At 41.6% G+C, this 26,383-nt stretch carries 22 protein-coding genes and 1 pseudogene; 15 read left to right on the top strand and 8 right to left on the bottom strand.

Translation table 11 applies throughout. The features are described 5' to 3' along the window. The first annotated feature begins 24 nt into the window (after positions 1-24). The 6 genes from B1A85_RS08200 (at position 25) to B1A85_RS08175 (ending at position 6,605) form a co-directional block, all read left to right on the top strand. Positions 25-1,662, top strand: a complete 1,638-nt coding sequence (locus B1A85_RS08200; protein ID WP_104546425.1) for an acetolactate synthase large subunit — start codon at positions 25-27, stop codon at positions 1,660-1,662. 238 nt (positions 1,663-1,900) lie between these two features. After that, the gene (gene ggt, locus B1A85_RS08195) at positions 1,901-3,517 is read left to right on the top strand and encodes a gamma-glutamyltransferase (protein ID WP_104546424.1); all 1,617 of its coding nucleotides are present in this window, start codon (positions 1,901-1,903) and stop codon (positions 3,515-3,517) included. Between the two features lie 96 nt (positions 3,518-3,613). Then, positions 3,614-3,928 carry a hypothetical protein gene (locus B1A85_RS08190; protein WP_104546423.1) on the top strand — a complete coding sequence of 105 codons (315 nt, stop codon included), beginning with the start codon at positions 3,614-3,616 and terminating at the stop codon, positions 3,926-3,928. Positions 3,929-4,036: 108 nt separating this feature from the next. After that, entirely contained in the window at positions 4,037-4,828 is a 792-nt protein-coding gene (xth, locus tag B1A85_RS08185) for an exodeoxyribonuclease III (RefSeq protein WP_104546828.1), read from the top strand. A 152-nt stretch (positions 4,829-4,980) separates the two neighbouring features. Continuing rightward, positions 4,981-5,856 (top strand): SDR family oxidoreductase, encoded by an 876-nt coding sequence (locus B1A85_RS08180; protein WP_104546422.1) that lies wholly within the window; start codon positions 4,981-4,983, stop codon positions 5,854-5,856. Positions 5,857-5,969: 113 nt separating this feature from the next. Then, positions 5,970-6,605, top strand: coding sequence for a molybdenum cofactor guanylyltransferase (locus tag B1A85_RS08175; protein ID WP_104546421.1), 636 nt, complete (start codon positions 5,970-5,972; stop codon positions 6,603-6,605). A 126-nt stretch (positions 6,606-6,731) separates the two neighbouring features. Here B1A85_RS08175 and B1A85_RS08170 read toward each other — a convergent pair whose 3' ends face one another. Continuing rightward, positions 6,732-9,299, bottom strand: a complete 2,568-nt coding sequence (locus tag B1A85_RS08170; protein ID WP_210404306.1) for an EAL domain-containing protein — start codon at positions 9,297-9,299, stop codon at positions 6,732-6,734. A 456-nt stretch (positions 9,300-9,755) separates the two neighbouring features. On the opposite strand from B1A85_RS08170, the gene B1A85_RS08165 reads away from it, so the two are divergent. Then, positions 9,756-9,944, top strand: coding sequence for a CsbD family protein (locus B1A85_RS08165; RefSeq protein WP_104546419.1), 189 nt, complete (start codon positions 9,756-9,758; stop codon positions 9,942-9,944). A 54-nt stretch (positions 9,945-9,998) separates the two neighbouring features. On the opposite strand, the gene B1A85_RS08160 is transcribed toward B1A85_RS08165, so the two are convergent. Next, a complete protein-coding gene (locus B1A85_RS08160; protein WP_104546418.1) occupies positions 9,999-10,760 on the bottom strand; it encodes an MOSC domain-containing protein in 762 nt (253 codons plus the stop codon). Between the two features lie 123 nt (positions 10,761-10,883). Here B1A85_RS08160 and B1A85_RS08155 point away from each other — a divergent pair, with 123 nt between their 5' ends. The 3 genes and pseudogenes from B1A85_RS08155 to B1A85_RS08145 all read left to right on the top strand — a co-directional run bounded on the left by B1A85_RS08155 (position 10,884) and on the right by B1A85_RS08145 (position 12,686). Continuing rightward, positions 10,884-11,264, top strand: a complete 381-nt coding sequence (locus B1A85_RS08155; protein WP_104546417.1) for a hypothetical protein — start codon at positions 10,884-10,886, stop codon at positions 11,262-11,264. A gap of 108 nt (positions 11,265-11,372) precedes the next feature. After that, positions 11,373-12,254 (top strand): alpha/beta fold hydrolase, encoded by an 882-nt coding sequence (locus tag B1A85_RS08150; RefSeq protein ID WP_104546416.1) that lies wholly within the window; start codon positions 11,373-11,375, stop codon positions 12,252-12,254. Next, positions 12,254-12,686: pseudogene (locus B1A85_RS08145) on the top strand (DUF29 family protein). Before B1A85_RS08150 ends, B1A85_RS08145 begins: the two are co-directional and overlap by 1 nt. Here B1A85_RS08145 and B1A85_RS08140 read toward each other — a convergent pair. From B1A85_RS08140 to B1A85_RS08125, 4 genes are all read right to left on the bottom strand, one after another. Then, positions 12,681-16,163, bottom strand: coding sequence for a PAS domain-containing protein (locus B1A85_RS08140; RefSeq protein ID WP_104546414.1), 3,483 nt, complete (start codon positions 16,161-16,163; stop codon positions 12,681-12,683). The pseudogene B1A85_RS08145 and the gene B1A85_RS08140 sit on opposite strands and share 6 nt — an antisense overlap. Before the next feature lie 131 nt (positions 16,164-16,294). Further along, complete coding sequence (locus B1A85_RS08135; protein WP_104546413.1) at positions 16,295-16,633, bottom strand: DUF4870 domain-containing protein; 339 nt, start codon at positions 16,631-16,633, stop codon at positions 16,295-16,297. Positions 16,634-16,649: 16 nt separating this feature from the next. Next, positions 16,650-17,078, bottom strand: a complete 429-nt coding sequence (locus B1A85_RS08130) for a hypothetical protein (RefSeq protein ID WP_104546412.1) — start codon at positions 17,076-17,078, stop codon at positions 16,650-16,652. A gap of 35 nt (positions 17,079-17,113) precedes the next feature. After that, positions 17,114-18,826, bottom strand: coding sequence for an ABC transporter ATP-binding protein (locus B1A85_RS08125; protein ID WP_210404357.1), 1,713 nt, complete (start codon positions 18,824-18,826; stop codon positions 17,114-17,116). Between the two features lie 418 nt (positions 18,827-19,244). Here B1A85_RS08125 and B1A85_RS08120 point away from each other — a divergent pair, with 418 nt between their 5' ends. Further along, entirely contained in the window at positions 19,245-20,297 is a 1,053-nt protein-coding gene (locus B1A85_RS08120) for a trans-acting enoyl reductase family protein (protein ID WP_104546410.1), read from the top strand. 48 nt (positions 20,298-20,345) lie between these two features. Here the strand turns inward: B1A85_RS08120 and B1A85_RS08115 are convergent, their stop codons facing one another. Beyond that, positions 20,346-21,335, bottom strand: coding sequence for a glycosyltransferase (locus B1A85_RS08115; RefSeq protein WP_104546409.1), 990 nt, complete (start codon positions 21,333-21,335; stop codon positions 20,346-20,348). Positions 21,336-21,419: 84 nt separating this feature from the next. Here B1A85_RS08115 and B1A85_RS08110 point away from each other — a divergent pair, with 84 nt between their 5' ends. From B1A85_RS08110 to B1A85_RS08100, 3 genes are all read left to right on the top strand, one after another. Then, entirely contained in the window at positions 21,420-22,655 is a 1,236-nt protein-coding gene (locus B1A85_RS08110) for an LL-diaminopimelate aminotransferase (protein WP_104546408.1), read from the top strand. A gap of 75 nt (positions 22,656-22,730) precedes the next feature. Next, positions 22,731-23,378: a Uma2 family endonuclease gene (locus B1A85_RS08105; RefSeq protein WP_104546407.1), complete on the top strand. Its 648-nt coding sequence runs from the start codon at positions 22,731-22,733 to the stop codon at positions 23,376-23,378. A gap of 616 nt (positions 23,379-23,994) precedes the next feature. Then, positions 23,995-25,284: an FAD-dependent oxidoreductase gene (locus B1A85_RS08100; RefSeq protein WP_104546406.1), complete on the top strand. Its 1,290-nt coding sequence runs from the start codon at positions 23,995-23,997 to the stop codon at positions 25,282-25,284. On the opposite strand, the gene B1A85_RS08095 is transcribed toward B1A85_RS08100, so the two are convergent. After that, a complete protein-coding gene (locus tag B1A85_RS08095; RefSeq protein WP_104546405.1) occupies positions 25,281-25,961 on the bottom strand; it encodes an A/G-specific adenine glycosylase in 681 nt (226 codons plus the stop codon). The genes B1A85_RS08100 and B1A85_RS08095 overlap by 4 nt on opposite strands. Positions 25,962-26,107: 146 nt before the next feature. Between B1A85_RS08095 and B1A85_RS08090 the strand changes: the two genes are divergently transcribed. Then, entirely contained in the window at positions 26,108-26,296 is a 189-nt protein-coding gene (locus B1A85_RS08090) for a CPXCG motif-containing cysteine-rich protein (protein ID WP_104546404.1), read from the top strand. Positions 26,297-26,383: the final 87 nt, after the last annotated feature.

The following is a 26,383-nucleotide window of genomic DNA, read 5'->3' as shown; positions in this document are numbered from 1 at the left end:
GACCCCTTTCTAGGGAGAAAATGTATGAATACAGCAGAATTATTAGTGCAATGCCTAGAAAATGAAGGCGTGCGCTACGTTTTTGGCTTGCCAGGAGAAGAGAATTTACACGTCCTCGAAGCGCTGAAAAATTCTTCGATTCAATTTATCACGACGCGGCACGAACAAGGTGCAGCGTTCATGGCAGACGTCTACGGACGCTTAACCGGAAAAGCGGGCGTGTGTCTTTCGACATTAGGTCCTGGCGCAACGAATCTAATGACAGGAGTCGCTGACGCGAATTTGGACGGCGCACCCTTAGTAGCAATTACCGGACAAGTGGGAACAGATCAAATGCACATCGAAGCCCACCAGTATTTAGATTTAGTGGCAATGTTTGCCCCTGTAACGAAGTGGAATACGCAAATTGTTCGTCCTAGTAATACGCCGGAAATTGTCCGAAAAGCATTTAAGCGATCGCAAAGTGAAAAACCTGGTGCGGTTCATATCGATTTACCCGAAAATATTGCTGCAATGCCTGCGACTGGTACGCCTTTGAAGACTGATAAATTAGAAAGAACCTACGCAGCGTTTCATAGTATTACTGAAGCAGCAACAGCGATTTCCAACGCGCATAACCCGATTATTCTTGTTGGTAATGGCGCGATTCGTGCCGATGCGAGTGAAGCGGTTACTGAGTTTGCCACGCAACTAAATATTCCGGTTGCTAATACTTTTATGGGGAAAGGCGTGATTCCTTATAAGCATCCACTAGCATTGTGGTCAGTGGGATTGCAACAACGCGATTATATTAATTGTGGTTTTGATAATACTGATTTAGTTATTGCAATTGGCTATGATTTAATCGAGTATTCCCCGAAAAAATGGAATCCTGATGGCGAAATTCCGATCGTTCATATTGGGGAAACTCCCGCAGAAATTGATAGTAGTTATATTCCTCTTGTCGAAGTTGTTGGCGATATTTCGGATTCGTTATACGAAATCTTAAAACGCGCAGACCGCAGCGATAAACCCGATCCTTATGCGTTGGAATTACGCGAAGATATCCGTGCCGATTATGAGCAATATGCTAACGATGATGGATTTCCTATTAAACCACAAAAACTCATCTATGACTTGCGTCAGGTCATGGGACCAGAAGATATTGTGATTTCGGATGTCGGGGCGCACAAAATGTGGATTGCGCGACATTATCATTGCGATCGCCCAAATACGTGTTTGATTTCTAATGGCTTTGCGGCGATGGGAATTGCGATTCCTGGCGCGGTAGCGGCGAAACTTGTTTACCCTAATCGTAAAATTGTGGCAGCGACGGGTGATGGTGGTTTTATGATGAACTGCCAAGAATTAGAAACAGCGTTACGAGTTGGGACGCCATTTGTCACTTTGATTTTTAATGATGGCGGTTATGGATTAATTGAATGGAAGCAGCATAATCAATTTGGCAGGTCGTCTTTTGTCCATTTTGGCAATCCTGATTTTGTGAAATTAGCAGAAAGTATGGGACTGAAAGGCTATCGCGTTGAAGCGACAACCGATTTTATTCCTATTTTGAAAACAGCATTAGCGCAGGATGTTCCGGCGGTGATTGATTGTCCGGTTGACTATCAAGAAAATTATCGGTTTACGCAACGGTCTGGGGATTTGAATTGTATTGTGTAAATTGAATTTTATTTAATCAGCAAAAAGTTAAATTTGTTACTGATTGTTGAACTCAGCGAGTGCCTTAATCAGAAAACGTACAAGTTACACTCTGACAAAGGAGACTCCATTGAAGTTACTGAGTAAAAAAGTGACAGCTGTCGTAACAAGTACATTTTTCTCAGCTGTTTTTACTCCAACAGTAGCAAGTATATCAATCTCGATTACCTCTGTAGCGAATGCGGCTAGACCAACAACCATGTCTACCAATGGCATGGTTACAACTCCCCACTATCATGCTTCGCAAGCAGCACTCGACGTTCTTAAAGGTGGTGGTAATGCTGTAGATGCAGCGATCGCCGCAGCTTCTACTCTAGCCGTTGTTTATCCGCATATGAATAGTATTGGCGGCGACAATTTCTGGCTAATTTATAACGCCAAAACTAATGAACTAAGAGCACTCAACGCGAGTGGTCGTGCTGGAGAAAAGGTTACAATCGAATTTTATCAAAAACAGGGTTACGAAAAGATACCTGCTAGAGGCTACTTAGCAGCAAATACTGTACCTGGAGTCGTTTCAGGGTGGCAAGAAGCCTACAACTATGCGCAAAAAACAATGGGCAATTCTCTCCCTTGGAATCAACTATTCACTGCTGCTATTGGTTACGCGGAAGCCGGTGTTCCAGTCACGCCAAGTCAAGAAATTTGGACGAAGAGAAATATTGATGAAAAAGACCAAGAATTTCGGGCATTACAACGTTTTCCTGCTTTTCGCCAAACGTATTTAAAAGAGAATGGAGAAGCCTACAAAGCTGGGGAAATTTTTAGACAACCACAACTTGCGCAAACACTAAAACTTATTGCTACTCAAGGGGCGGATGTTTTTTATCGAGGTGAAATTGCTCAACGAATTGTAGCAGATGTGCAAAAGAATGGCGGGCTTTTAACGTTGCAAGATTTTGCGCAACATACTTCTGATTGGGTGCAACCAATTTCTACAAATTATCGCGGTTACCAAGCTTACAATTTCCCACCAAATACACAAGGAATCGCGTCACTATCAATTCTCAACATTCTCAACAACTTTGACCTGCGAAAAATAGGCGAAGGAACAGCAGACTACTACCACTTAATTGTTGAAGCTACTAAACAAGCGTTTGCCGATCGCGATAAATATGTTACTGACCCTGAATTTGTAAAAATTCCTGTTGATTCGCTGTTGTCCGTAAATCACGGTAGACAATTAGCAGCTCGAATTAGCATGAATCAAACGCGAAAAGAAGCAAAGCCACTCGATCCTAAAGGCGATACCGTATGGTTAGGAGTCGTAGATAAAGACGGAAATGCTGTTTCTTTAATTCAAAGTATTTATCATGATTTTGGCTCAGGAATTGTTGCCGGAAATACCGGAGTATTATTGCAAAATCGTGGTAGTTTCTTTTCGTTAGATAAAAATCACATTAATCGTTTAGAACCAAGAAAGCGGACTTTTCATACCTTAAATCCAGCCATGCTCTTTAGAGATGGAAAACCCTATTTAGTCTATGGCACGATGGGCGGTGAAGGTCAACCACAAACCCAAGCAGCAATAGTAACTCGGATTGTTGATTACGGATTTAGCGTTCAAGAAGCGATTGATGCACCGCGATGGCTACACGGGCGTACTTGGGGTGCATCTTCTAATGACTTAAAAATTGAAGGGCGAGTACCAGAAAGCGTCACGGCGGAATTAGCTAAACGCGGTCATCCCGTGAATGTTGTTGACGATTACACTGACACAATGGGACACGCAGGTGCTATTTTGATTGACCCTACAACGAATGTACTTCATGGCGGGGCTGATTCTAGAGGCGATGGTTCAGCAGTAGGGTACTAATACAATTTAGCTTCAAGAAGATTAGGTGTAAATTTTGAGTAGGGTGAGTATTGTTCGCTCTACTTTTTTCTATGAAATAAAATTAGGAGAAGACAAGTGTCCGATAACAAAGAACTAGATATTGTCGATGCGGCTTCATCTGTAAGCGACACTCCTAAAGAAGTGTTAGTCGAAATTTTACTCAGCGGCGGGTTTCGGTATCAAATTAAGGTCAAATCGGATAATCCTCTACTGCGTAGCTTGATTGCGGCTTTTTTGGCACGCACTCAGGGAAAACAAGATAGCTATTTATTTCAAATTCCCATTGACGAAAATAAATCAAGCCTCTGCTTCACCAGCGATCGTCTCGTGGGGTTAGTGACACAACCACCAATCTTATTACGTAAAAAGCAGGAGTTAGACACAGAGTAATTTTGCTGTGTGGACGATCGCAAAAGTACGAAAACAACTGCAATCAAGTTCCGCTGGTGTGGCAGACTAATAAGCTAAAGGTAGCTCGTGCTGATTGCCCATTACTTGATGCAAATTGCCACTTGGAACGTTAATTCGATTCGGACTCGCCAAGAACACGTTGTTGCTTGGTTGCAGCAAAATCCTGTTGATGTATTGTGTTTGCAGGAAACCAAAGTTGTCGATGCAGATTTTCCGCGATCGCCTTTTGAGCAACTTGGCTATTATATTTATGCTTCTGGACAAAAGTCATACAACGGAGTGGCGATCCTCAGTCGTTCGCCGTTAACGGATGTTAGTACAGGATTTACACCCGTTTTGGGCGATGCGATTCCCGACGCATTTGAACTTGACGCGCAAAAACGCTTGATTACAGGAGTAACGGCAAATATTCGCATTGTGAATCTTTACGTACCGAACGGTGCAGCGGTTGGTAGTGACAAGTACGAGTATAAACTGCGGTGGTTGCAAGTTTTACGCGAATACTTGCGATCGCTTTTAGTTTTATCCGCTAACATTTGTATCTGTGGTGACTTCAATATTGCACTCGAAGACCGCGATCTGCACGATCCCGCTACTCTTACAGGACATATCATGGCATCAGAACTTGAGCGACAAGCACTGCGTGAAATCCTTGAATTAGGTTTTAGCGATGCTTTTCGTAAATTTACTTCTGAAGCAGGGCATTATAGCTGGTGGGACTACCGTAGTGGCGCTTTTCGCCGTAACTTAGGTTGGAGGATCGACCATCATTACCTAACTGCGGATCTGTACAAACAAGCAAAAAGCTGCTTTATTGATATCACTCCACGAAAATTGCCGAAACCAAGCGATCACGCTCCCGTTGTTGTTGAGTTGTAGATATATTTAGGACGTTGTAGAGGCGTAGAATTCCTACTGGAACTATCTTTTAATCTCTGAGCTCTGACCTCGAACCTCAAACCTCTACTATAGACTTGAGATGAGGAATTGTTGGCGACTATCTATTATCAAACTTCAGGGACAATGCTGCTATGTTTCTAGTCACAGGCGCAACAGGACAAATTGGGCGGAGAGTAGTCAGATTGCTGCGACAGCAGGAATTACCCGTACGCGCTTTTGTTCGCCTTAGTTCTCGCTATGGGGAGTTAGAACACCGAGGAGCAGAAATTTTTATTGGTGACTTGCGCGAAGAAAAAGATATTCAAAAAGCTTGTCAAGGAGTGCAATATATCATTAGTACGCATGGTTCGGATGGCGATCCTCTAGCACTAGATTATCGTGCCAATATCGAATTAATTGACTGCGCGCAAGCACAACAGGTACGACACTTTGTCTTTATTTCGGTACTAGGTGCAGATCGCGGCTATGAAGATGCACCAACATTTAAAGCCAAACGTGCTGTTGAACAATATCTCCAAGCGAGTGGTTTGAACTATACAATTTTTCGTCCTGCCGGACTATCATCAAATCTACTATCACTTGCTGAACGCTTTCGCCAAACGCGAATGTATTTATTGATAGGCGATCCGAAAAATCGTACTTCTATTGTCAGTACAGACGATTTAGCGCAAATGGTAGTGAATTCGGTTTCGGTTGGCGGCGCAAAAAACCAAATTTTACCCGTGGGAGGACCAGAAATTTTACACCGCGAAGATATTCCCCACATTTTTGGTCGCGTGTTTAATCAAGAACCGATTATTATTAATCCACCTTTATTTGTTGTCGATGGTTTTCGTACCGTATTAGGCTTATTAAATCCTCCAGTTCAGAAGACTTTAGGAACTTTTCGCACGTTGCTTGCTAACGAGTTTTTCTGTACGCATGATGAAATTGCGCGCCTAGAGTCAATATTTAATTTGAAGTTAGAGTCTTTAGAGAGTTTTCTCCGTCGCTATTTGGCAGTTTAGGTTAATTAGTTGTAGGCGTAAATGAAAGAGCGTACTTGTAAAGGTCGGGTAATAGGAAGCTCGATATTCTTATCAATTAGCAGTTACCAATGACCAATTTCTGAGCATTCAATATGTACTCGCTGAGTGCCATAGTTTTAGCTGGTGGAAAAAGTTCGCGAATGGGCAAAGATAAAGCTTTGCTAGCAATTCAGGGCGTTCCGCTGTTAAAACGCGTGTGTGATGTCGCCAGCAGCTTGTGCGATGCAGTTTATGTTGTTACGCCTACACCAGAAAAATATCAGCATTTGGCACTGAAAAATAGTCAATTTGTTCGGGAAGTTCCACTGTCGCAGGAAACTCTGAGCATACCATCTTCAACTAAGGTAACTTTACCACTTCCCCACGGTCCATTAGTTGGTTTTGCACAAGGACTCGCTGTAGTGAAAACTGATTGGGTACTATTACTTGCTTGCGATTTACCTAAACTGCAAGTAGAGGTACTACAAGACTGGGCAGAAGAGTTAGAAAATGTTCCTCAAGAGGCGATCGCTGCTTTACCGCGTCAGGAAAAAGGTTGGGAACCTTTGTGTGGCTTTTATCGCCATGGTTGTTTACCTGTATTGAACGCTTTTATTGCCCAAGGCGGGCGATCGTTTCAAACTTGGCTGGTACAACACCCCGTACACGTTTTATCTTTACCTAATGCAGAAATACTTTTTAACTGCAATACGCCAGAGGATTTGGCTTTTGTCGATGATACTCGCTGACAGATAATTGGTAATGGGTAATAAATGTTCTTCTCAATTACCAGGTTTTATATCATCTTCAGTTAGATAACCTTTCTTTGTGGTTAGTCACTATTTACTATAATCAACTAAATTTAATATTAGAAGTTAAACTAATGGTTTTGGTTTAGAAATTCCATATCCTTGAGCGTAATCTACGGGCAAATTTCGCAGCTTTTCTTGAATGGCGTCGTTTTCAACAAACTCTGCAATTGTTTGTAGTTCCATCACGGTCGCAACGCGGCTGATTGCTTCGACCATACTGTAAGCGATCGCATCTTGAACAATATCTTTGACTAAAGAGCCATCAATTTTGAGGTAATCGACTGGTAAACTTTTTAAATAGGCAAACGAAGACATGCCGCTACCAAAATCATCTAAGGCAAAATAACAACCGAGATTTTTAAGTTTTTGAATAAATACCACTGCTTGACTTAAATTAGCGATCGCCAGTGTTTCAGTAATCTCAAAACAAATACTTGAGGGTGGAATTTGATAATGTGCAAATTGTACTTGCACAAAATCAATAAAACTGTCATCGTTGATACTTGCTGCCGAAACATTGACGGCGTAAATTGTGTCATCAATAGTTGACGATTGTGCTAAATGTGCGAACAATGTAGAAATTACCCAGCGATCGATTAGATGCATCAAGTTATAACGCTCAGCAGCTGGAATGAAAGCCATTGGTGGTACAATTTGACCATTCTCATCTTTTAAACGCAACAGAATTTCGTAGTGTTGTTGATGATTTCCCCCAATTAAGGGGGCAATTTCTTGATAAAATAAACAAAAACGGTTTTCTTCTAAAGCTTTAGGAATTTGCGATACCCATTGCATTTCGCCGCGTTGTTGAGCTATTTCGCGATCGTTGGGTTGATAAACATTGACTCGATTGCGTCCTTTATTTTTCGCGGCATAACAAGCTGCATCCGCAGCGCTTAAAACACTTGCTAAATCAGGGGTATCTGCATTAATAGCCACAACCCCGATACTCGCACTCACGGAAAAAACTTTTTCTTTCCATATGAACGGAAATTCGTTCAGTTGTTGTCGTAGAGCTTCTGTAATTTGAGTAGCTTCTTCTAAAGAACACTCATAAAAAATGATCCCAAACTCATCGCCACCTAAACGGGCTAACACATCCGTTTTACGTAATCTATTTTGAAATAAATTACTGACTTTGCGTAATAAATGATCTCCCGCTGCATGACCGCAGGTATCATTAATAATCTTGAATTGATCGACATCTACGTAACAAACAGCATGGTTTATACCTTCATTTTTTGCACTGTTTAAAGCACTGACCAAACATTGCTCAAATTCACGACGGTTAACCAGCCCAGTTAGCGAATCATGACTTGCTTGCCAAGATAAACGTTGTTCGCTTTCACGCAACGCCATCTCAACTTTCTTTCGATCGGTAATATCTCTGACTACTATACAAAAAGCAGCTTTTTCGTTGTACAAAATCTGAATCGCACTTGCTTCAACATCAATTAATGAGCCATCCTGACGTTGATATTTGTATTCGCGTGTAAAATTAGAGTCTTTGGCTGAAATCTGCTGAAGGTCGGTATCAATTTGCTGGCGATCGCCAACAATAATATCGTACAGTGTGAGTTGTAAGATTTCCGTTGCGGTATAACCTAATAAACTTTGTAATGCTGTATTAGCTTCTAGTAGAACTTTACTTTGAGCATCAATCAAAAAAATACCTTCAGAAGCTTGGGTCACAACTGCATGATAGCGCTCTTCGCGTTCTTGTCGATCAAATCGCAATAAAATTAATCTTTCTAATAAAGGTAATGTTACCCCAGCAAAAGCCAATCCAATTAATACTAATAGCAAAAAGAGATAACGAAGACTATTAATACCTTGCAAGTATATAGTTCGCGGTTGTTCTGTGCGTAAAATTGCTATAGGCTGATTGTCTATATCTGTCAGTAAAATGTAACCAGCAATCAGGCTATCATTGATGGGGCGAATAAAAATTGTTTGCGTTTGTGAGAGTGATGCTAAAGCTGTTTGAAAGTCTGGAGGTAATACCTGATTTAACCCATATAATGTAAGGTTTAAGCGGCTTTTTTTAGCTAAAATATCAATTTTGGTTTTATCGAGATAGCGCCCAAAAATTAGTGTCCCGCGAATTGGTCCTTCAGCTTTACTATCAATAATTGGTCGTGAAGCGATCAGCATTAGACCTTGAGGTAAGGCAATTACTCCTGATATACTACTATCAAAACTAGAGTGTTGCAATAATTGTTTGTGAGTAGCAATATATTGATTTAATGACTTTGGTATACCTACTTTTTGGTTTGTTGTTAAATCAAATTCTGCACTATAAACAATATGATTTTTAGTATTGAGAAAGACTGCGGCATTAATTTGAATGTTTTGGATTGATTCTGGAGTTATATTAATTTCGATGTATTCTTTATTACTATCTTGTACAAATTGATACGTATCATCCCACATTGCCCAGTCAGCGACGCGCAAGCTAAAATCTGCCTGTGTTTGCGCAAACGCATCTAAAAACCCTTCAACGTTTTGGTAGGTATCTTCGATTTCAACCTTTTCCAAACTTTTCAGCAAAGTAGTAGCAGTAGTAGCATACAATACGGACACTAAGGTCGCGATCGCACTACAAAATACTAGTCTTGCTTGCCATCGCAAACTACGAGATTTCCTTTGAGCAGGTTTATTTAGCGAACTCTTGCTATTATCTGCCCATTTCGCTTGCTTCCCGAATTGATTGAAACATTTTTTCGATTGAGGCTTTGAATTTGCTCGAGTTGTCGAGGAATGCCAGCGAGAAGAGGACATGATAAAATTCAGTTTCTCTATTTTGTAGTTAAAAGCAATAAATTCGCCTATTCTTACTGTTCCCGTTAAATGACTAGCACGCACTTAAAATAAGTATTTCTTATGCAAAATACAGAGGTAATAAAGCTAGCTAGTATTTTTTATTACTTAACTGTAAATTCACCGAATAAATTCCTTAACAAAGCTAATGTTCCAGCAGAAATATCTATATTATTACAAAAAATATAACTAATGAGAGATGCAGATTTTCAGTAAATTCTTTAAATTATCAATTGAATTAATTATGGCAAAATTAAGGAGATCTTTATGAGCATTGAAAACCGTGCTGAAGCTGTTGCTAAGAACGTAGAAGGTAAACTGCAAGAAGCTGTCAGTGAAATTACGGGTAACACAAAAGATAAAGCTGAAGGTCAAGCGAAACAAGAAGAAGCCGCAGCAATGCACGCGATTGAAGACGCTAAGGATGCAGTCAAGGATACTATTGATAAAGTGTAATTTCATCACAAATAGAAAATTGTATTCAGCAAACATTCCGTTTGCTGGATATTGTCATTGTTGCAAGCGATCGCCAATCGCAACTGTACCGCTAGCAATGACTTTGGCAAGAACTCCTATTTGCTGATGCTCAAAGTGCTGTTTTAGTAAAGAAAGTAGTGGTAAATCTTGCTTACCTGTTTGAGGATTGACATTAATATTTAAACAGCGATTAATTGGAGCAGTAATTTCGATTTGTGCAGAACCAACTTGAAAGTGTTGTCCTATCCAATCAAACTCCGTCCATGCTGGTATACCTGCAAAAACAATATTGGGGCGAAAGCGTCGTACATCTACACGTTCTCCCACAATATTACTTAATTGGTCTAATGTGGCTTGATTGATAAGAGATATGTGTACTGTGTTGCGATCGGGGTAACGCGTTTTGCCATCGTTTTCACCAACTAACCGTAGCGGCGATTTCACATCCGTTGCAAGATAGCCTGTAAAAAATGAACTGATTAAGTTGCGTTCCTGAGAATCGTTTGTTTTCGCTGCGAGTAATTCGCGTTCTTTGTGCTTAATCGTTAATAATGTAGTTTGAAAATCGTAGTGACAATCCAAAGCTGCTAATGCAGGAAAATCGCATTGCATCGCAAAATGACGTTTGTGCATCCACGGAACAACATCATCGGAGGATCTAGAAGTATCGTATACCAATGCAAACGCGCGATCGCCTATAACTCCATGTCCCGCTTGCAACTTTACTTGAGTTGCGGCTTGAGGTGTTAGCCCTTTGACTGGATGAACGAACAACTCTGTAATAATACTTGACATTTGACTTTTACAAATCTTTGTAATTGCTATTTTGTCGAAATCTCTATCTGACTGCTCTTAACAGAGTACTGCTAAACCGTGTAAGCTTAATTTCGACTTCAAGAACTATAGTGGAGGGTCTCAATGAAGCGATCGTGGTTGCAAAGAATCAAATTGCGGCAGATTGTTACTGTTTTTCTCGTTGCATTGGTGTTTATAGTGAGTACAGCGATGCAAGTACAGGCTGAACCTGTGACACCAGAAGCGACTTCGTATCAAGTTGACCGCGTAGATAGTCAGGGACGTCCAAAAGCTGAAAAACTCAGAGAAGAAACTGAAAAAGCCGAAAAACTTTTAGAAGAGGAAGGCTACAAACCAGCGACTAAAACTGCGGCGGAAAAAGCCCAAGCCAATAACAAAGGTTTCTTTGAGAACGTCAAAGAGAAACTTAACCTAGACGAACCAATCGATCCTGGGACAAAGCAAGCTGCTGAACAACTTAAAGAAGCTGTTACAGGAGAGTAACGACCTTATTTGTAGCTAGATTGTACGTTTTTATCTGTTTTATATTGGTAGTAGTCAACTGATACTTCGATCAGGGCTACTACCTTATTTTTTAAGTTGCTAATTTGCATGAAAATTGATTTAAATAACTTAATTAATCAACTCACCGAACCAACGTCAATTGAACTTGCAAAAAGTATTCAATTTCAGGCGATCGCAACTCCGTTTGCCAAAGCCATTACTACAGCTTATATTCAAAAAGGTAACGGCGGTCAACCCATTTTACTTTTACATGGTTTTGATAGTTCTGTTTTAGAATTTCGTCGCTTGCTACCGATATTAGCAGCTCAAAATAAAACTTGGGCTGTTGATTTATTAGGGTTTGGCTTTACCGAAAGAATTGCCAATTTAGCTTTAAGCCCAAGCACAATTAAAACACATTTGTATTGTTTCTGGAAAACGTTAATTCATCAACCTGTAATTTTAGTTGGTGCATCGATGGGAGGTGCAGCTGCGATTGATTTTACGCTAAATTATCCAGAAGTTGTCAAAAAACTAGTATTAATAGATAGTGCCGGATTTACTGCAGGTTCGGCGATGGGAAAGTTGATGTTTCCACCGTTCGATCGACTGGCAACAGAGTTTTTACGCAATCCTAGAGTACGTAATAGTATTAGTCGGGCAGCGTATAAAAATAAAAGTTTAGCTTCAGTTGATGCGCAATTATGTGCAGCATTACATTTAAATATGCCTGGATGGAATCAAGCTTTAATTGCTTTTACAAAAAGTGGGGGTTATACTTCTTTTAAAGAAAAGCTAGCGCAAATCGAGCAACCAACGCTGATTTTGTGGGGAGAAGACGATCGCATTTTAGGAACTAAAGATGCTGAGAAGTTTCAACAAGCGATCCCCCAGAGTAAACTTGCTTGGATTAAAGACTGCGGTCACGTACCGCATCTCGAACAACCGCAGATCGCAGCCGAACACATTTTAAACTTTATTACTGAGTGATGGAAGAGTTATTTACGCTTAAAGAATTACTCTTACAAGGCGATATCAAAGGCGCATTAGCCATTGTTGAAGAACTCGAAGTAAATGAGTCGCGATGATAAAATTAGTGCGATTAGCAGTTATGCAGTCATCCTTTTGATTTATCTTATCAAACAATACGTCGAAAACCGTTCTACGCGAGCGTGGGAAGTATCAATTCGTAATTCCGTTCGGATGATTCAAGAAAAGAACAAACGTCGCCAGGCTGGTGGTTATTACTTACCACCAGAAGATTTACGGATTGCTTTAGAAGAGGCTTATCCAGAAGCAATTGATCGCGCTTCGTTAGAGGTTGAAGAAGGACGCTATCAACCGGATGAACTAGCAAAAAAGGTTAATCAAGAAGAGATTCTACAGCAAGCAATGACACTTATCTTAACTCAAGATTTATGATTTTTTGTTTAATAAATTAACAATGGTTGCTAACAATTTAGCAGGTTCGACGGGTTTTGCTACGTGTCGATTAAACCCAGCGGCGATCGCAGCTTGTTGATCGGTTTCACTCGCATAAGCTGTAAGCGCGATCGCCGGTATCGATCCGCCTTGTTCAGGTGGTAAAGTTCTAATTTGCCGCATTAATGTATAGCCATCAACATTAGGCATTCCAATATCGCTAATTAAAATCTGATACTGTTGTGGTAGCTTTTCTAAAACTTCGCTGGCTGATGCAGCAGCAGTGACTTGCGCGCCATATTGTTCTAAAGTCACAACGAGTAATTCGCGCATATCTGCTTCGTCATCAACGATTAAGGCGCAAATTCCCAATAGTGGTAGATCGGAGTCATTGTAATGAATGCAATCGCCCGACGTTTCATCCGCGATTTCGGATGCGGGAAGTGGTAATGTAACGCTAAACGTTGCGCCTTTACCTTCGCCTTGACTATCAGCTTTCACTGTACCGCCGTGTAATTCGACTAAATGACGGACAATGGCAAGTCCTAACCCTAATCCACCAAATTTGCGCGTAGTGCTACTATCAGCTTGGCGGAAGTAATCAAACACGTGAGGAAGAAATTCTGCTGCAATTCCTTTACCAGTGTCGCTGACTTGAATTTGTACGGAAGATGCTAATTTCTCTAACTTGACCTCTACGCGCCCGCCATTAGGAGTAAACTTGACTGCATTTGAGAGGAGATTCCACACAATTTGCTGCAACCGCGCTGCATCTCCCGCAATCAGAAATTCAGAAGAATGCACTGAATCTGCAACAATTAGTTGTAAGTGAATCGCTTTTTCCTCCGCTGCGAGTCGTACCGTTTCTAGGGCAGCTTCGGCGATTGTCACTAAATTAACTTGGGTAATATTTAAACTCAGCTTACCGCGTAAAATGCGCGAGATATCGAGTAAGTCTTCAATGAGGCGTGTTTGTAATTGGGCGTTGCGCTCGATTGTTTGTAAAGCCTTGCGTGTTGTATCTTGGTCAAATTGACGAGTCAAAAGAAGTTTTGCCCAACCCAAAATCGGATTAAGGGGCGATCGCAATTCGTGCGAGAGTACTGCGAGAAATTCATCTTTGATGCGATTTGCGGCTTCTGCTTGGGATCTTGCAGATCTTTCGCGTTCAACAGCGCGATCGCGTTCTTCTAAGGCAATTTTTTGATCGTGAATATCAGTACACGAACCGAACCAGCGAATGATTTGTCCATTTTCATCGCGCAACGGAAACGCCCTACCTAAGAACCAGCGATATTCGCCATCAAAGCGACGAAAGCGATATTCAATTTCATAATCCTTTCCCGTTCGCAAAGACTCGTGCCAAACTTCCCAACTGCGTTGTCGATCGTCAGGATGCAAGACATGATTCCAACCAGTACCTTTCGTTTCTTCCAACGTCAAGCCGGTGTAGTCGTACCAGCGTTGGTTGTAGTATTCGTGATAGCCATCGGGTAGCGTTGTCCAAAATAACTGTGGCATTGTATCTGCCAGCATTCGATAATTCAGTTCGCTTTCGCGTAGCGCTTCTTCTGTATGTTTGCGATCGCTGATATCCAGATTCACGCCAATCATGCGGATTGCTTGCCCAGAATCATCGTAAAAGAAGCGACTTTTCGCTGCAATCCAGCGGATTTCCCCTGTTTGAGCGTGAAAGATCCGAAAATCATCTTGCCATTCTTCGCTGCGAGTTTGGATTTTCTCTTGCAAACTTTGCTCAATTCGTACAATGTCTTCTGGGTGAACTTGTTGTCGCCAAGATTCGTAATTACCGCTAAAGCTACCAGGAGTTAACCCATAGAGAATTTCTAGTTGTTGCGTCCAAACAATATCTCCTGTAATCATGTCCCAAACAAACGCGCCAATTTGCCCTGCTTGTTGTGACAGTTGCAACCAATCTTGACTGTTTGCTAAAGATTCTTCCGCTTGACGGCGTTCGGTAACATCGCGGCTGACAACAAGTACTGATTCTACTGCACCGTCAGGTGCCAACTCTGGAATGAATATCGAGTAGAAATACCGCGTTTTTCCCGCAAAGGAAAAGTCGAACTCTAAAGTTTGTTGATGCCCCGTTGTCAAAACTTCAGCGATCGCATTTTCCCATGCTTTAGTATAGGTTTCTGGTATCCCGATTTCGGCATTGGTTTTGCCGATGAATTGTTGCGTAGGAATACCTGTAATTCGTTCAGCAGCTGGACTAATATAAAGGTAGCGAAAGTCTTTGCTGTAACGGCAAATCACGTCAGGAGTATTCGCCAAAATTGTTGTTAATTGTCTTTCTCTTTCTGCAAGTTCAGCAGCTTGTTGCTTGCGCTGTGTGATTTCCTGGACGACAATATTAATTCCCACAACGCGGTTATCGCAATTATGTAGTGGGTAATAACTTACTAGCCAGTCGCGTTCGATTTTTGGTTGCGCAGGGGTAGTACCCCGTATTTCCACATCTAAAATTGGTTCTCCTGTTTGAATTACTCGTGCAAATAACGGTGCTTGCGTAGCCGCTAGTTCCGGAATAATCTCTGCAAGCGATTTACCGATGTGTTCTGCTGCTGGAATACCATTAATTTCTGCTAAGCGATCGTTGACACGCACATAGCGCAAGTCGGTATCTAAAAAGCACAATCCAATCGGTGCGGAGGCGTAAATAGCTTCAATTTCTTCGATCTGTCGTCGGACTGTTTCCTCGCTTTGCTTGCGTTCGTCAATATTTTGAAGTAGTGCCATCCCTGCAATAATTTCCTGCTGTTCGTTACGCACAGGTACAATTTGCACAGCGTAATGATGACCGCAACAAACCATTTCTGTTACGATTTCTTGTCCTGCCAGCGCTGCGCGATATAGTGGCTCAATTTCTGGACAAATATCTAGTGGTAAAGCTTCCCAAATTGTTTTACCTTCCAAGACATCTTGGGTCAAGCCCATACTAGCTATTTCTTGCCCTTCACATAGCTCATAGCGCAGATCGCGATTAAATACGAAGACAGCAGTTTGAGGCAGATTGCGTGCTAAGGTGCGATAAAGGGTTGTCTCTGGCGTGGGTGTAATTGTCGTCAGTTCGCGGGCGATTCCATAAACTAATTTTGTTTTGACATCAAAACAGATCGTCCATCCGAAGTGTTTATACAAACCGTCACAGCAGCGGTAGCGATTTTCACAGTATCCTGTATGTCGATCGCTTGTTTGAATTTGGGCGATCGCCGTTGTTGTCACAGCGCGATCGTCAGGATGTACCAAATCAATAAATTTTTGCTCTAACAGTTCTCCATCTGCATATCCTAAAGTCTTGCGAAAAGCTGGATTTACCTGCTTAAAAATCCCATCTTCACTAACGACACACAGTAAATCTGGAGATAGTTCAAAGAAAACTGCTGTATTTACAGTTACAGAACTTTCCTGTTGATTGATTTGATTTTGCCGTGTTGATGGAACAGGCTGCATTCTGCCGAGATAACCTTTAAAATCAAATAATACTTAGTATAGCGCTCTTGAATCATTCTCTCTTTTTAGGTGTTTTCCGAGTTACTTCCACCAAGTCTAAAACTTAATTAAGTTTTCCACATAATTCCCTACTAGAAAAAATGCCATATCAAAGGGTAACGATACGGCTTATTTACATTTTTAACAGCATAAATAGTCGCAATCAATGGCATAATAAAGCTGACAATAGCGAGGAGAAAGAGTAAGAAAACACCAATACCTTCCACTAAAATGAGCATAGTGCTAATGACAGCACAAATAATGATATTAATTGTAAAATTAATTGCTTCTTTAGCATTACCACGCACAATTGGGTCATTGGTTGCTAGCAAGATAACAATTGGTACAAGAACTGGAATGACAACAGCGTTAAGCATTAAAGCCGCGTGACTTAATCCAGAAAGAAGTTTTCTTGTATCCGAGTCATTCATAATACTTTTGAGTTGCTCATTTTGAAGAGATTTGTTCAAACAAATCTTGCTCTAGTCGTTCTAATAAAGTATTAACATCAGTTGCTAATTGTGCGTAACAGATAGGTGGTGCAGGATCGGGTTCATAATGTATGAGCTTAATTTGTTCGCTACCAATGCCAATAATTAAAACTTCTTTTTCAGGTTGATGATTATCAATAATTCCTAGAATCTCTTGAATTTGATTTTCTACATTATCATTCAAGGTTTCAATTGCTGATTTGGGACAATAAACAAAATGCGGTTGGGGTTTTAAATTAATTCCCAATGTTCCTTGACTGTCGCCATTTTCTAGCCATAATCCCCAAGATAAAGCTGCGAGTTCTTGCTGATTGACCTTGGCAAATTGATCTAATTGACGTCGCCAGGTATCTTGAGAATGAGGTTGAGGGCTACCAAAAAACATAAGCAATTCAAAATTGAAAGACTCTAAGGTGGTGACTAGTGACTAGCAACGGTTAAACCTGATTGTACCCGCCAAAGGCTCGCATAGATTCCTTGTTGGGCAACAAGTTGTTCGTGAGTACCTTTCTCAACTAACTTACCGTATTCCATAACGTAGATACAATCGGCATTACGTACAGTAGACAGCCGATGCGCGATCGCAATCGTAGTGCGATTGACCGTAATTTTCTCAAGCGATCGTTGAATAGCAGCTTCAGTTTCATTATCCACTGCCGAAGTCGCTTCATCTAAAATCAGAATCGGAGGATTTTTCAAAACCGCGCGGGCGATCGCAATTCTTTGCCTTTGTCCTCCCGATAACTTCTGTCCGCGTTCGCCAACAATGGTATCGTAATCTTGAGGAAGTTGCATAATAAACTCGTGTGCTTCCGCTATTGTAGCTGCGCGGACAATTTCGGCAGGTGTCGCGTCAAAACTTCCATAAGCAATATTTTCGGCGACTGTACCGTGAAATAAAAAGACATCTTGACTAACTAACCCAATCGCGCGACGCAGGTCGTCAAATCTCAAATCGCGTAACTCGATACCGTCAAGCGTAATGCGCCCCGATTGCACTTCATACAACCGCAATAATAGTTTGACCAATGTACTTTTACCCGATCCGGTAGAACCGACAATTGCGATCGTTTTTCCCGCCGGAACCGACAGCGACAAATTTTCAATAACCGGATCGCGTTTATTGTAAGCAAAAGTGACATTGTGCAATTCAATTTCGCCCTGTACCTTCTCCACAGGAAGCGCCACATCCCCCGTATGAATCGCCACTGGAGTATCGAGTAAATTCATGACGCGATTGGTTGAAGCCATTGCGCGTTGATACTGATCGAACGTTTCGCCTAATCGCGTTAAAGGCCATAATAACCGCTGAATCAAAAACACCAACACGCTGTAAGTTCCGACAGTGATTGTACCCTGCACCGCTGCTAAACCACCGTAGAGTAACAATGCGGTAAAGCCTGCTAGAATAATCATGCGAATCAGTGGCACAAACGCCGCAGAAAGTGCGATCGCTTTTCTATTACTTTGACGATAAGCTTCACTTTCCTCCTGTACCCGTTGGGCTTCGTAATCTTCAGCAACAAAGCTTTTAATTGTTAACATTCCTGACAAATTATTTGCCAAACGCGAATTCAGAAAACCCACCTTCTCGCGCACATCTGCATAACGCGGTGCTAACAATCGTTGAAACGCCACCGAACCCCAAAGAATAAAAGGCATAGGAAGCATTGCCATCCAAGCCACACTCGGAGCCATAATAAAAAAAGCACCCGCAATCACAACTACCGTTGTTGTGACTTGAATTAAATCATTCGCACCAATATCTAAAAATCGTTCTAACTGGTTGATATCATCACTCAAGATTGACATCAAACCGCCCGTACTTCGTTCCTCAAAGTAAGCTAATTCTAATTCTTGTAGATGTTGATAAGTATCCAAACGTAAATCGTGTTGAATATTTTGTGCTAAATTCCGCCACTGTCGGGAATGAGCGTATTCAAAAACTGACTCAAAAACCCAAAGAATAACAGTTAGAATAGAAAGGATAACAAATTGTGCATAAACATCGTGTATACCCCAACGAGCGATGATTGAATCTTGCTGATTGACAACGACATCAACGGCAATACCAATTAAAGCAGGTGGGGCTAAATCAAATACTTTATTTAACACTGAATACAGCGACGCCATCCAAATTTGACCGCGATATTGATGAATGTATTCAAGTAAGCGCTGGAGAGAATGTTGTTTGCGGCGACGTTTTTTACTATAATTTTGTTTCGACACTAAAATCACCTTACTAGCACACAGATTGGTTAATTATTTTGATAACTTATCTCTCAAATTAATAACTACAAAAAACAATTCTCATTCTCTTTATCCAGAAAAACTCTATGATTCATTAATTTATCTTTCTTTATTCCTCTGCGTGCTTTGTGGTTCGTTTCCGCAAGCACTTTCTTCTAAAATAGAATTATAATTTCATTTCTTTTTATAAAATCAGCGAATTAAATAGCAACAATAAAAAATCATACTAACGGTTGATTTTTATTAGCATCAAACACCTCTACAGTTGTATTGCCTCTAGAAGAGCATCTCCTTTGCATAAATGTCATCATTTTTGCTATACGGTGCTAACGGTTACACAGGAGAACTTATCGCGCGATTAGCAGTACAAAAAGCGCTAACGCCAATTCTTGCAGGGCGTAATTCTCAAAAAATAGCACCATTAGCGACAGAACTAGGACTAGAGTATCGCACATTCACCCTCGAAGACACCGCCGCTGTTGACGAAGCGTTAGCCGATGTACCAGTTGTTTTAAACTGTGCAGGTCCTTTTTCACAAACAGCAGAATCACTTGTTGCTGGATGCTTGCGCGCGAAGACGCATTATTTAGATATTACTGGAGAAGTTGCTGTATTTGAAGCGATCGCTTCTCAAACTTCCCCAGCCCAAACCGCAGGAATTATGCTACTTCCTGGTGTAGGTTTTGATGTTGTTCCTTCAGATTGTCTCGCTGCGCATCTCAAAGCCCGACTTCCCACTGCAACACAACTCACCCTTGCATTTCAAGCATTAGGCAGAATTTCACGCGGAACAGCAAAGACAATGGTCGAAGCGCAAGGTAAAGGCGGTTTAGTACGTCGTAATGGAGTTCTCACTTCAGTTCCCGCCGCTTGGAAAACGCGCACAATTGATTTTGGTAGAGGCGCAGTTACCGCAGTAACAATTCCCTGGGGAGATGTGTCTACCGCTTTTTACAGTACAGGTATTCCTAACATTGAAGTTTACGCCGCCTTTCCCACACCAGTGCGCCTAGGAATGATAGCAACGCGCTATCTTGGTGGATTATTAAGCTTACCACCCGTGCAAAACCTACAAAAACGTTTGATTCAAAATCAATTACCAGGACCTAGTGAGATAGAACGCACTCAAGGAACAAGTTTACTCTGGGGAGAAGTCGCAGATGATTCTGGTAAAATGGCAACATCGCGCTTGCAATGTCCCGAAGGTTATACATTAACCACAATGACAGCCGTAGAAATTGTTTCACGAGTGCTTGCAGGACAATTTGAGCCTGGATTTCAAACACCCTCACGAGTTTATGGTGCAGATTTCATCTTAAATTTTGATGGAGTGGTACGCGAAGATTTAAATTAATGGGTAATGGGTAATTGGTAATTGGGGGTATAATAATTAACTCAAAAGTCAAAGCTTATTCTTCAGCTTATTTAATACTCGCTGGATTCTTAGTTGTAATACACGTGTATTTGTTAAATTTTGAATATTACCAGATAAGTTTTTCTTACAATCAAAAAAAGTGTTGATATCCTCTAAAATGATTTGCAAGCGTTTAAGAATATTTTGAGCTCTATATTCTGTAAACAATGGATTAGGTGGCATAATTACTTTTGATCTTTCTATTACTTTTAAAATTCGTTTAACATCATAATCTTGTGCATAACCAGCAATCTTATAGCAGTTGAAACCTGGGTCTAAGTAATCAGAAAGTCCTCCGTTAACACTAGAAAAAACTTGACAACCGCACGCCATAGCTTCCATTGGTTGCAGTCCAAAGCCTTCGCTAACGCCTTGTGTTGCCCAATATTCAGCCGAGTCGTAGAGATAAACTTTAGCCCGATTAAATAACCCTGCTAAATCTTCTACATAAGAATCAACAACAACGACATTGCAGCGCTGTTTTAACGCGGGAATTAATTGCTGTAGTAAATAATGCGAAGACTTTCGGGCTTGCACTAAGACATCAATATCGCGTTCGAGATGTAAATTTTGAAATTCGTCAGATATTTGATTGGGTAAATAGTAAATTAATGAATTGGGTGCATGTTGTCCCCAATATCCCATTGTATTCCGGCTGACAGTAACAATTGGAATGCTTGCAGGTAATTTGAATCCGTAACCTGTACTATGTGCATGATAAACAACGTTATAAGCCGCGAGTTTACGCGCAAGTTGTGGAATATCAAACCCCCAACTGATGACAAAAATCGCATCGTCTAAATTTTGATTGTGCAATAGATCGTCGAGAAACAGCGTATCTTTCTCTTTTTGGCGGTACGTGACAACTTCTGCACAACACACTTGCTTTGCTAAGTGTAAGGTTTTTAACTCTGCCCAAAGTCCACCACAAGCAAATTTACCGCCTGTTCCTGGAACTAAAAAATAAAGCGTTCTCATATCTTTCCCTCACTCCTTACCCCTCACCCCTCAATTAGAGATAATTGGCAGTAAGCTATTCTACGGTATTCAAGGCGATTCTACATGGCAACGATTAACGATAACTATCTCAAACTAAAAGCAGGCTACCTATTTCCAGAAATTGCCCGACGGGTAAATGCTTTTGCTGACGCGAATCCAGAAGCTGATATTATCCGCTTGGGAATTGGAGATGTTACCGAACCATTACCGCAAGCATGTCGTACCGCAATGATCAAAGCTGTGGAAGAAATGGGCGATCGCGCGACGTTTAAAGGCTATGGTCCTGAACAAGGTTATGCTTGGTTAAGGGAAAAAATTGCTAAGCATGACTTTCAAGCACGCGGATGCGACATCGATGCTTCCGAAATCTTTATCTCAGATGGTTCCAAGTGCGATACAGGGAATATTCTGGATATTTTTGGTAACGATAATGCGATCGCTGTCACCGACCCTGTTTATCCTGTGTATGTAGATACCAACGTTATGGCAGGGCATACGGGTGAGATTAATGATAAAGGCGAATATGCAGGTTTAGTTTATTTGCCAATTACCGCCGAAAATAACTTTACTGCTGAAATCCCTACACAAAAAGTTGATTTAATTTATCTGTGCTTTCCGAATAATCCTACAGGTGCAACCGCGACGAAAGAACACCTCCAAGCCTGGGTAAACTACGCCAAAGCGCATAACTCAATTATCTTTTTTGATGCAGCTTACGAAGCGTTTATTACCGATCCCGAATTACCGCATTCGATTTATGAAATTGATGGGGCGCGAGATTGTGCGATCGAATTTCGTTCTTTTTCCAAAAATGCAGGTTTTACGGGAACTCGTTGCGCATTAACCGTCGTACCCAAAACACTCACCGCCAAAGCTGCGGATGGTTCGGATGTGGAATTGTGGAAACTGTGGAACCGCCGCCAATCAACAAAGTTCAATGGAGTATCCTATATAGTGCAACGCGGTGCAGAAGCTGTCTATTCTGATGAAGGACAAGCGCAAATAAAGGCGCTAGTAAGCTTTTATCTCGAAAATGCTAAAATCATCCGCGAACAACTGACCGCTGCTGGAATCGCCGTCTATGGTGGTGTCAATGCACCATATGTTTGGGTGAAAACACCGAATAATCTTTCGAGTTGGGATTTCTTCGATAAATTGCTGCATACTTGCAACGTTGTTGGAACTCCTGGTTCGGGTTTCGGCGCAGCTGGCGAAGGTTATTTCCGCATCTCTGCATTCAATAGCCGCGAAAATGTCGAAGAAGCAATGAAGCGGATTACTGAGAAGTTCAAAGTGTAAAGCTATGGTGGGCATTTTGTCCCACCTGTATGTTTAAAAACAGCATTCGCACACTTGGCGACAAGTAGAAAAGATATGTCTACTTCAACTTCTGTTGTTAAACCTGTCAGTCAACTCAAGCTTGCACCTGGTAGTAAGGTTGCCATTCCAAATGTGAGTTGGGAAGAATTTGAAACAATTTTAGTGGAACTTGGCGAGCAGCGCTCTGCAAGAGTAGCCTACAGTAATCGTACTTTAGAAATTATGGTTCCCTTACCTGAGCATGAGATTTCTAAAGATCTGATTTCTGACGTTGTAAAAATGTTACTCAGGCTGACAGCAAGAAAGTACCAACCCTTTGCCTCAACGACATTTAAGCACCAAGGTAAAGCTGGTGTAGAACCTGATGCGTGTTTTTATATTCAAAACTATCAACGGATGATTGGTCGTCGCCTACAACCTGACGATCTGCCTCCTGATTTAGCTATTGAAACAGATGTTACGTCTAAAACTACGCTTGATGCCTATAAAATTATCGGCGTCCCAGAATTGTGGATTTATGATAGTAGCAAACTCACAATTTATATACTTCAAGAGGGAAAGTATGTAGAATCTCCAACAAGTCCAATTTTTGAAGAGATAGAAATTACTCAAATCATTCCTAGTGTTGTTGAACGTGCTTGGCAAGTAGGAAGCGTTCAAGCATTAGAAGAACTTGAGGCACTGCTTAAAGCCAGTCATTGACCCCTTTACCCGTGATTCGTAATTCTATAGTGCATTAATTGACATAAGAATTGTCTCCAAGTAAGTTCTCAGTACACTGTCTTAGCCAGTGAGCAGTGAATTAACGCGATCGCCAAGTTTGAGTTTGTTGCTGCACGCCGCGAGTTAAAAACCAGTAAAGAACTCTGATGCTAGTAAAGACGATTAGCGTTGTCATATCGCCACTTTATCTTGCACTGCTTGTTAGATGTGCGAAACATTCGTATCGTCGTTGTCTTTCAAAATAATTGGAATGCAATATAAAGAGTTAGTTAAAGGGTGACTTTCTCTATAAATCATCCTGACTTTCCGCTAAAGTTAATGCTTTGGGATTAGGTGTAATGATACTGATTTGTCGTAAGCTTATCTGCGCTCTAGTTGCAGAGAAGTTAACTGGCGGCAATTTAATCCAGATTGCATAGCTGTGTGAATATCAGCTACTGATGCTTCTTTCAAGCGAAAAAGGCTTTAATTGTGCAGTTAAAGTGAAAACTCCTCTAAAAGTTGGCTAGATAGGAGACCTCACTCTAAAGATATAAAAGCCCCATGCTTCAATTTGGATAATGGTATTTAGTAAGACGATGATGAATGATGGTCGATGAGTAAGCGAATCATTGTAGTTGGGGCTGGATTAGCAGGACTGACAGCTGCGTATGAACTTACTCGCGCTGGGTTTGACGTGCAATTATTTGAAGCTCGCGATCGCGTCGGCGGACGAGTCCAAACAGCCTATCTTGGGTCAGAACAATACGGTGAATTGGGTGCAGAGTTTGTTGACGATACCCACACCGCATTAATCTCTTATGCTACTCAATTCAATCTCCAACTCGATGTTGCCTTTAGGTTGCCAAACGAGCTTTGCTATTACATTGATGGCAACTTCTATACTCAAGAAAAACTAACTCCTCAACAGCAAGCAGAATTAAATGACTTGTATCAGCGGTTGAATCAACTGTTAGAACAGTCTGCCGATCCTCCTGAAACTCTAGCTCAATGGCTCACCGCACAATCCATTGCTTCCTTTGCTAATAAAGTTGCCCGACAGCAATCTTATGGGCTGTATGCTGCCGATCCGGAGGCAATTGGAGTTGGCTTTTTTGCTCATAGTAGCACTTCTAGCAATCGCAGTCGGCGAATCCGTGGGGGCAGTACGCAACTGGTAACTGCATTAGCTCATCGTTTGGGCGATCGCATTCATCTAAATGCGCCAGTGCGTCGGATTCAGCAACACGAACAAACCATTATTGTGAGTTTAGAAACATCGCAGGGACAGGTTGAGGCAGTTGCCGATTGGATTGTAATTGCTCTGCCTTGGAGCGTTTTGCGCTATTTGTCGATTGAAGCTCCACTTTTAGAGATACAGCGCGAGGCGATCGCCCGCCTGTCCTATGGTACGTCGGTGAAGACTTTACTTCAATACTCCCACCGTTTCTGGCAACAGTGCAATTGGGGGTTAATTGTGGGAGACACACCATTACAAACAGTTTGGGAATCTACCACAACTCAGACGGGCGAAGCAGGAATTCTTGCCTGTACGAGTAGCGGAACATTTAGCCGAAGTGCGGCTGCACAACCTGTTGAATTAGCACAACAAACAGTTGCTGCGCTTTACCTTGATGCGTCTAATGCATCACTTCCGGTACGCGATCGCGTAAGTGCGACCGCAACTCACGATTGGGGGGACGATCCTTGGTCGCGGGGAGCATACTGCTACTTTGCTCCTGGAGATTTGAAAGCCTGGCGCTCTGACTTACCGTACTCTGCTGGAAGAATCGTTTTCGCAGGAGAACATACTGCTCCCGTTGAATTTTGTGGCTACATGGAAGGAGCCATTCGCAGCGGACAACAAGCGGCAGCACAAATTTCAGCTCATGCGATCGCCTTTTAATTGAGACGCAAGTAATTACAATGTTCCTGCAACGGACACTTGCCACAGTGGGGTTTTCTTGCTGTGCAGACTGTTGCTCCAAAATCAAGCAGCGTTAGATTCCACTTTCCTACTTCCTCGTGGGGCGCGACTTGCTCAGCGGCTTTCCACAAAATCTTGCAACGCGACTTGACTCTTCCTCCCTGCAACCCAAAGAAGCGCTCTAAGATACGAGCGACATTGGTATCGAGAATTACCTGCTGCTGTCCGAAAGCGTGAGCGCAAATAGATCTAGCCGTGTACTTACCAACTCCTGGCAAGGCAAGTAATTGCGCTTCTGCATCAGGAATTTTACCATCGTAAAATGCATTAATCTTCTGCACTGATTCGCACAACCGTTTGGCGCGAAAGTGAAGACCTAAAGGCTGCAACAGAGTTACTACTTCGGTAACTGAAGCTAATGACAAGCTTTCAATAGTAGGATATCGAGCTAGGAAGGTCTCGTAGATAGGAACGACCTTAGCAGCGTCAGTCTTCTGCAATAGAAATTCAGCCACAAAGATTGCATATGGGTCAGTTGTGCGCCGCCACGGAAAATCTCGCAGATTGTCATCTGCCCAAATAGTAAGTTGTTGGCGAAACCAGTGAAGCTTCTCTGTTTCCAACCAATCTGCGTCTTTAGATATCTTAGATATCACTATAAGGAGGTGAAACGGCAATGGAGCTTCGCTCGCACAGCCAACTTTTAATGACTAACTAAGTGCATTGAATTTAAACTATTATAAAGACTTCTGTTTTCAGTCTTGTAATCATATATTTACTATAACTCTAATATTATTTTCTGATGCAAAATACGGCTGAATATACTTGTGCATACTGTGGTGAAACTAACTTGACCTTTGTTGACTTAAGTGCAGGAATGCAGCAATCTTACGTTGAAGACTGTCAAGTATGCTGCCAACCAAATGTACTTTTTTTTGTCATTGACGAACAAACTTTGGATATTAAGATCGACAGCGAGCCAGAAAACTAACTTTTGTTTGGGTTGCGATCGATTCCTTCTAACGTCTGCAACTAGGCACTTAGCTTGCAACTTCCACCTCCACATTTTAGCACCTAA

The sequence above is a fragment of the Chroococcidiopsis sp. TS-821 genome (genome assembly GCF_002939305.1).
In the GTDB taxonomy this organism is placed as follows: domain Bacteria; phylum Cyanobacteriota; class Cyanobacteriia; order Cyanobacteriales; family Chroococcidiopsidaceae; genus Chroogloeocystis.
This window is presented reverse-complemented; position numbering and strand designations above follow the sequence as displayed.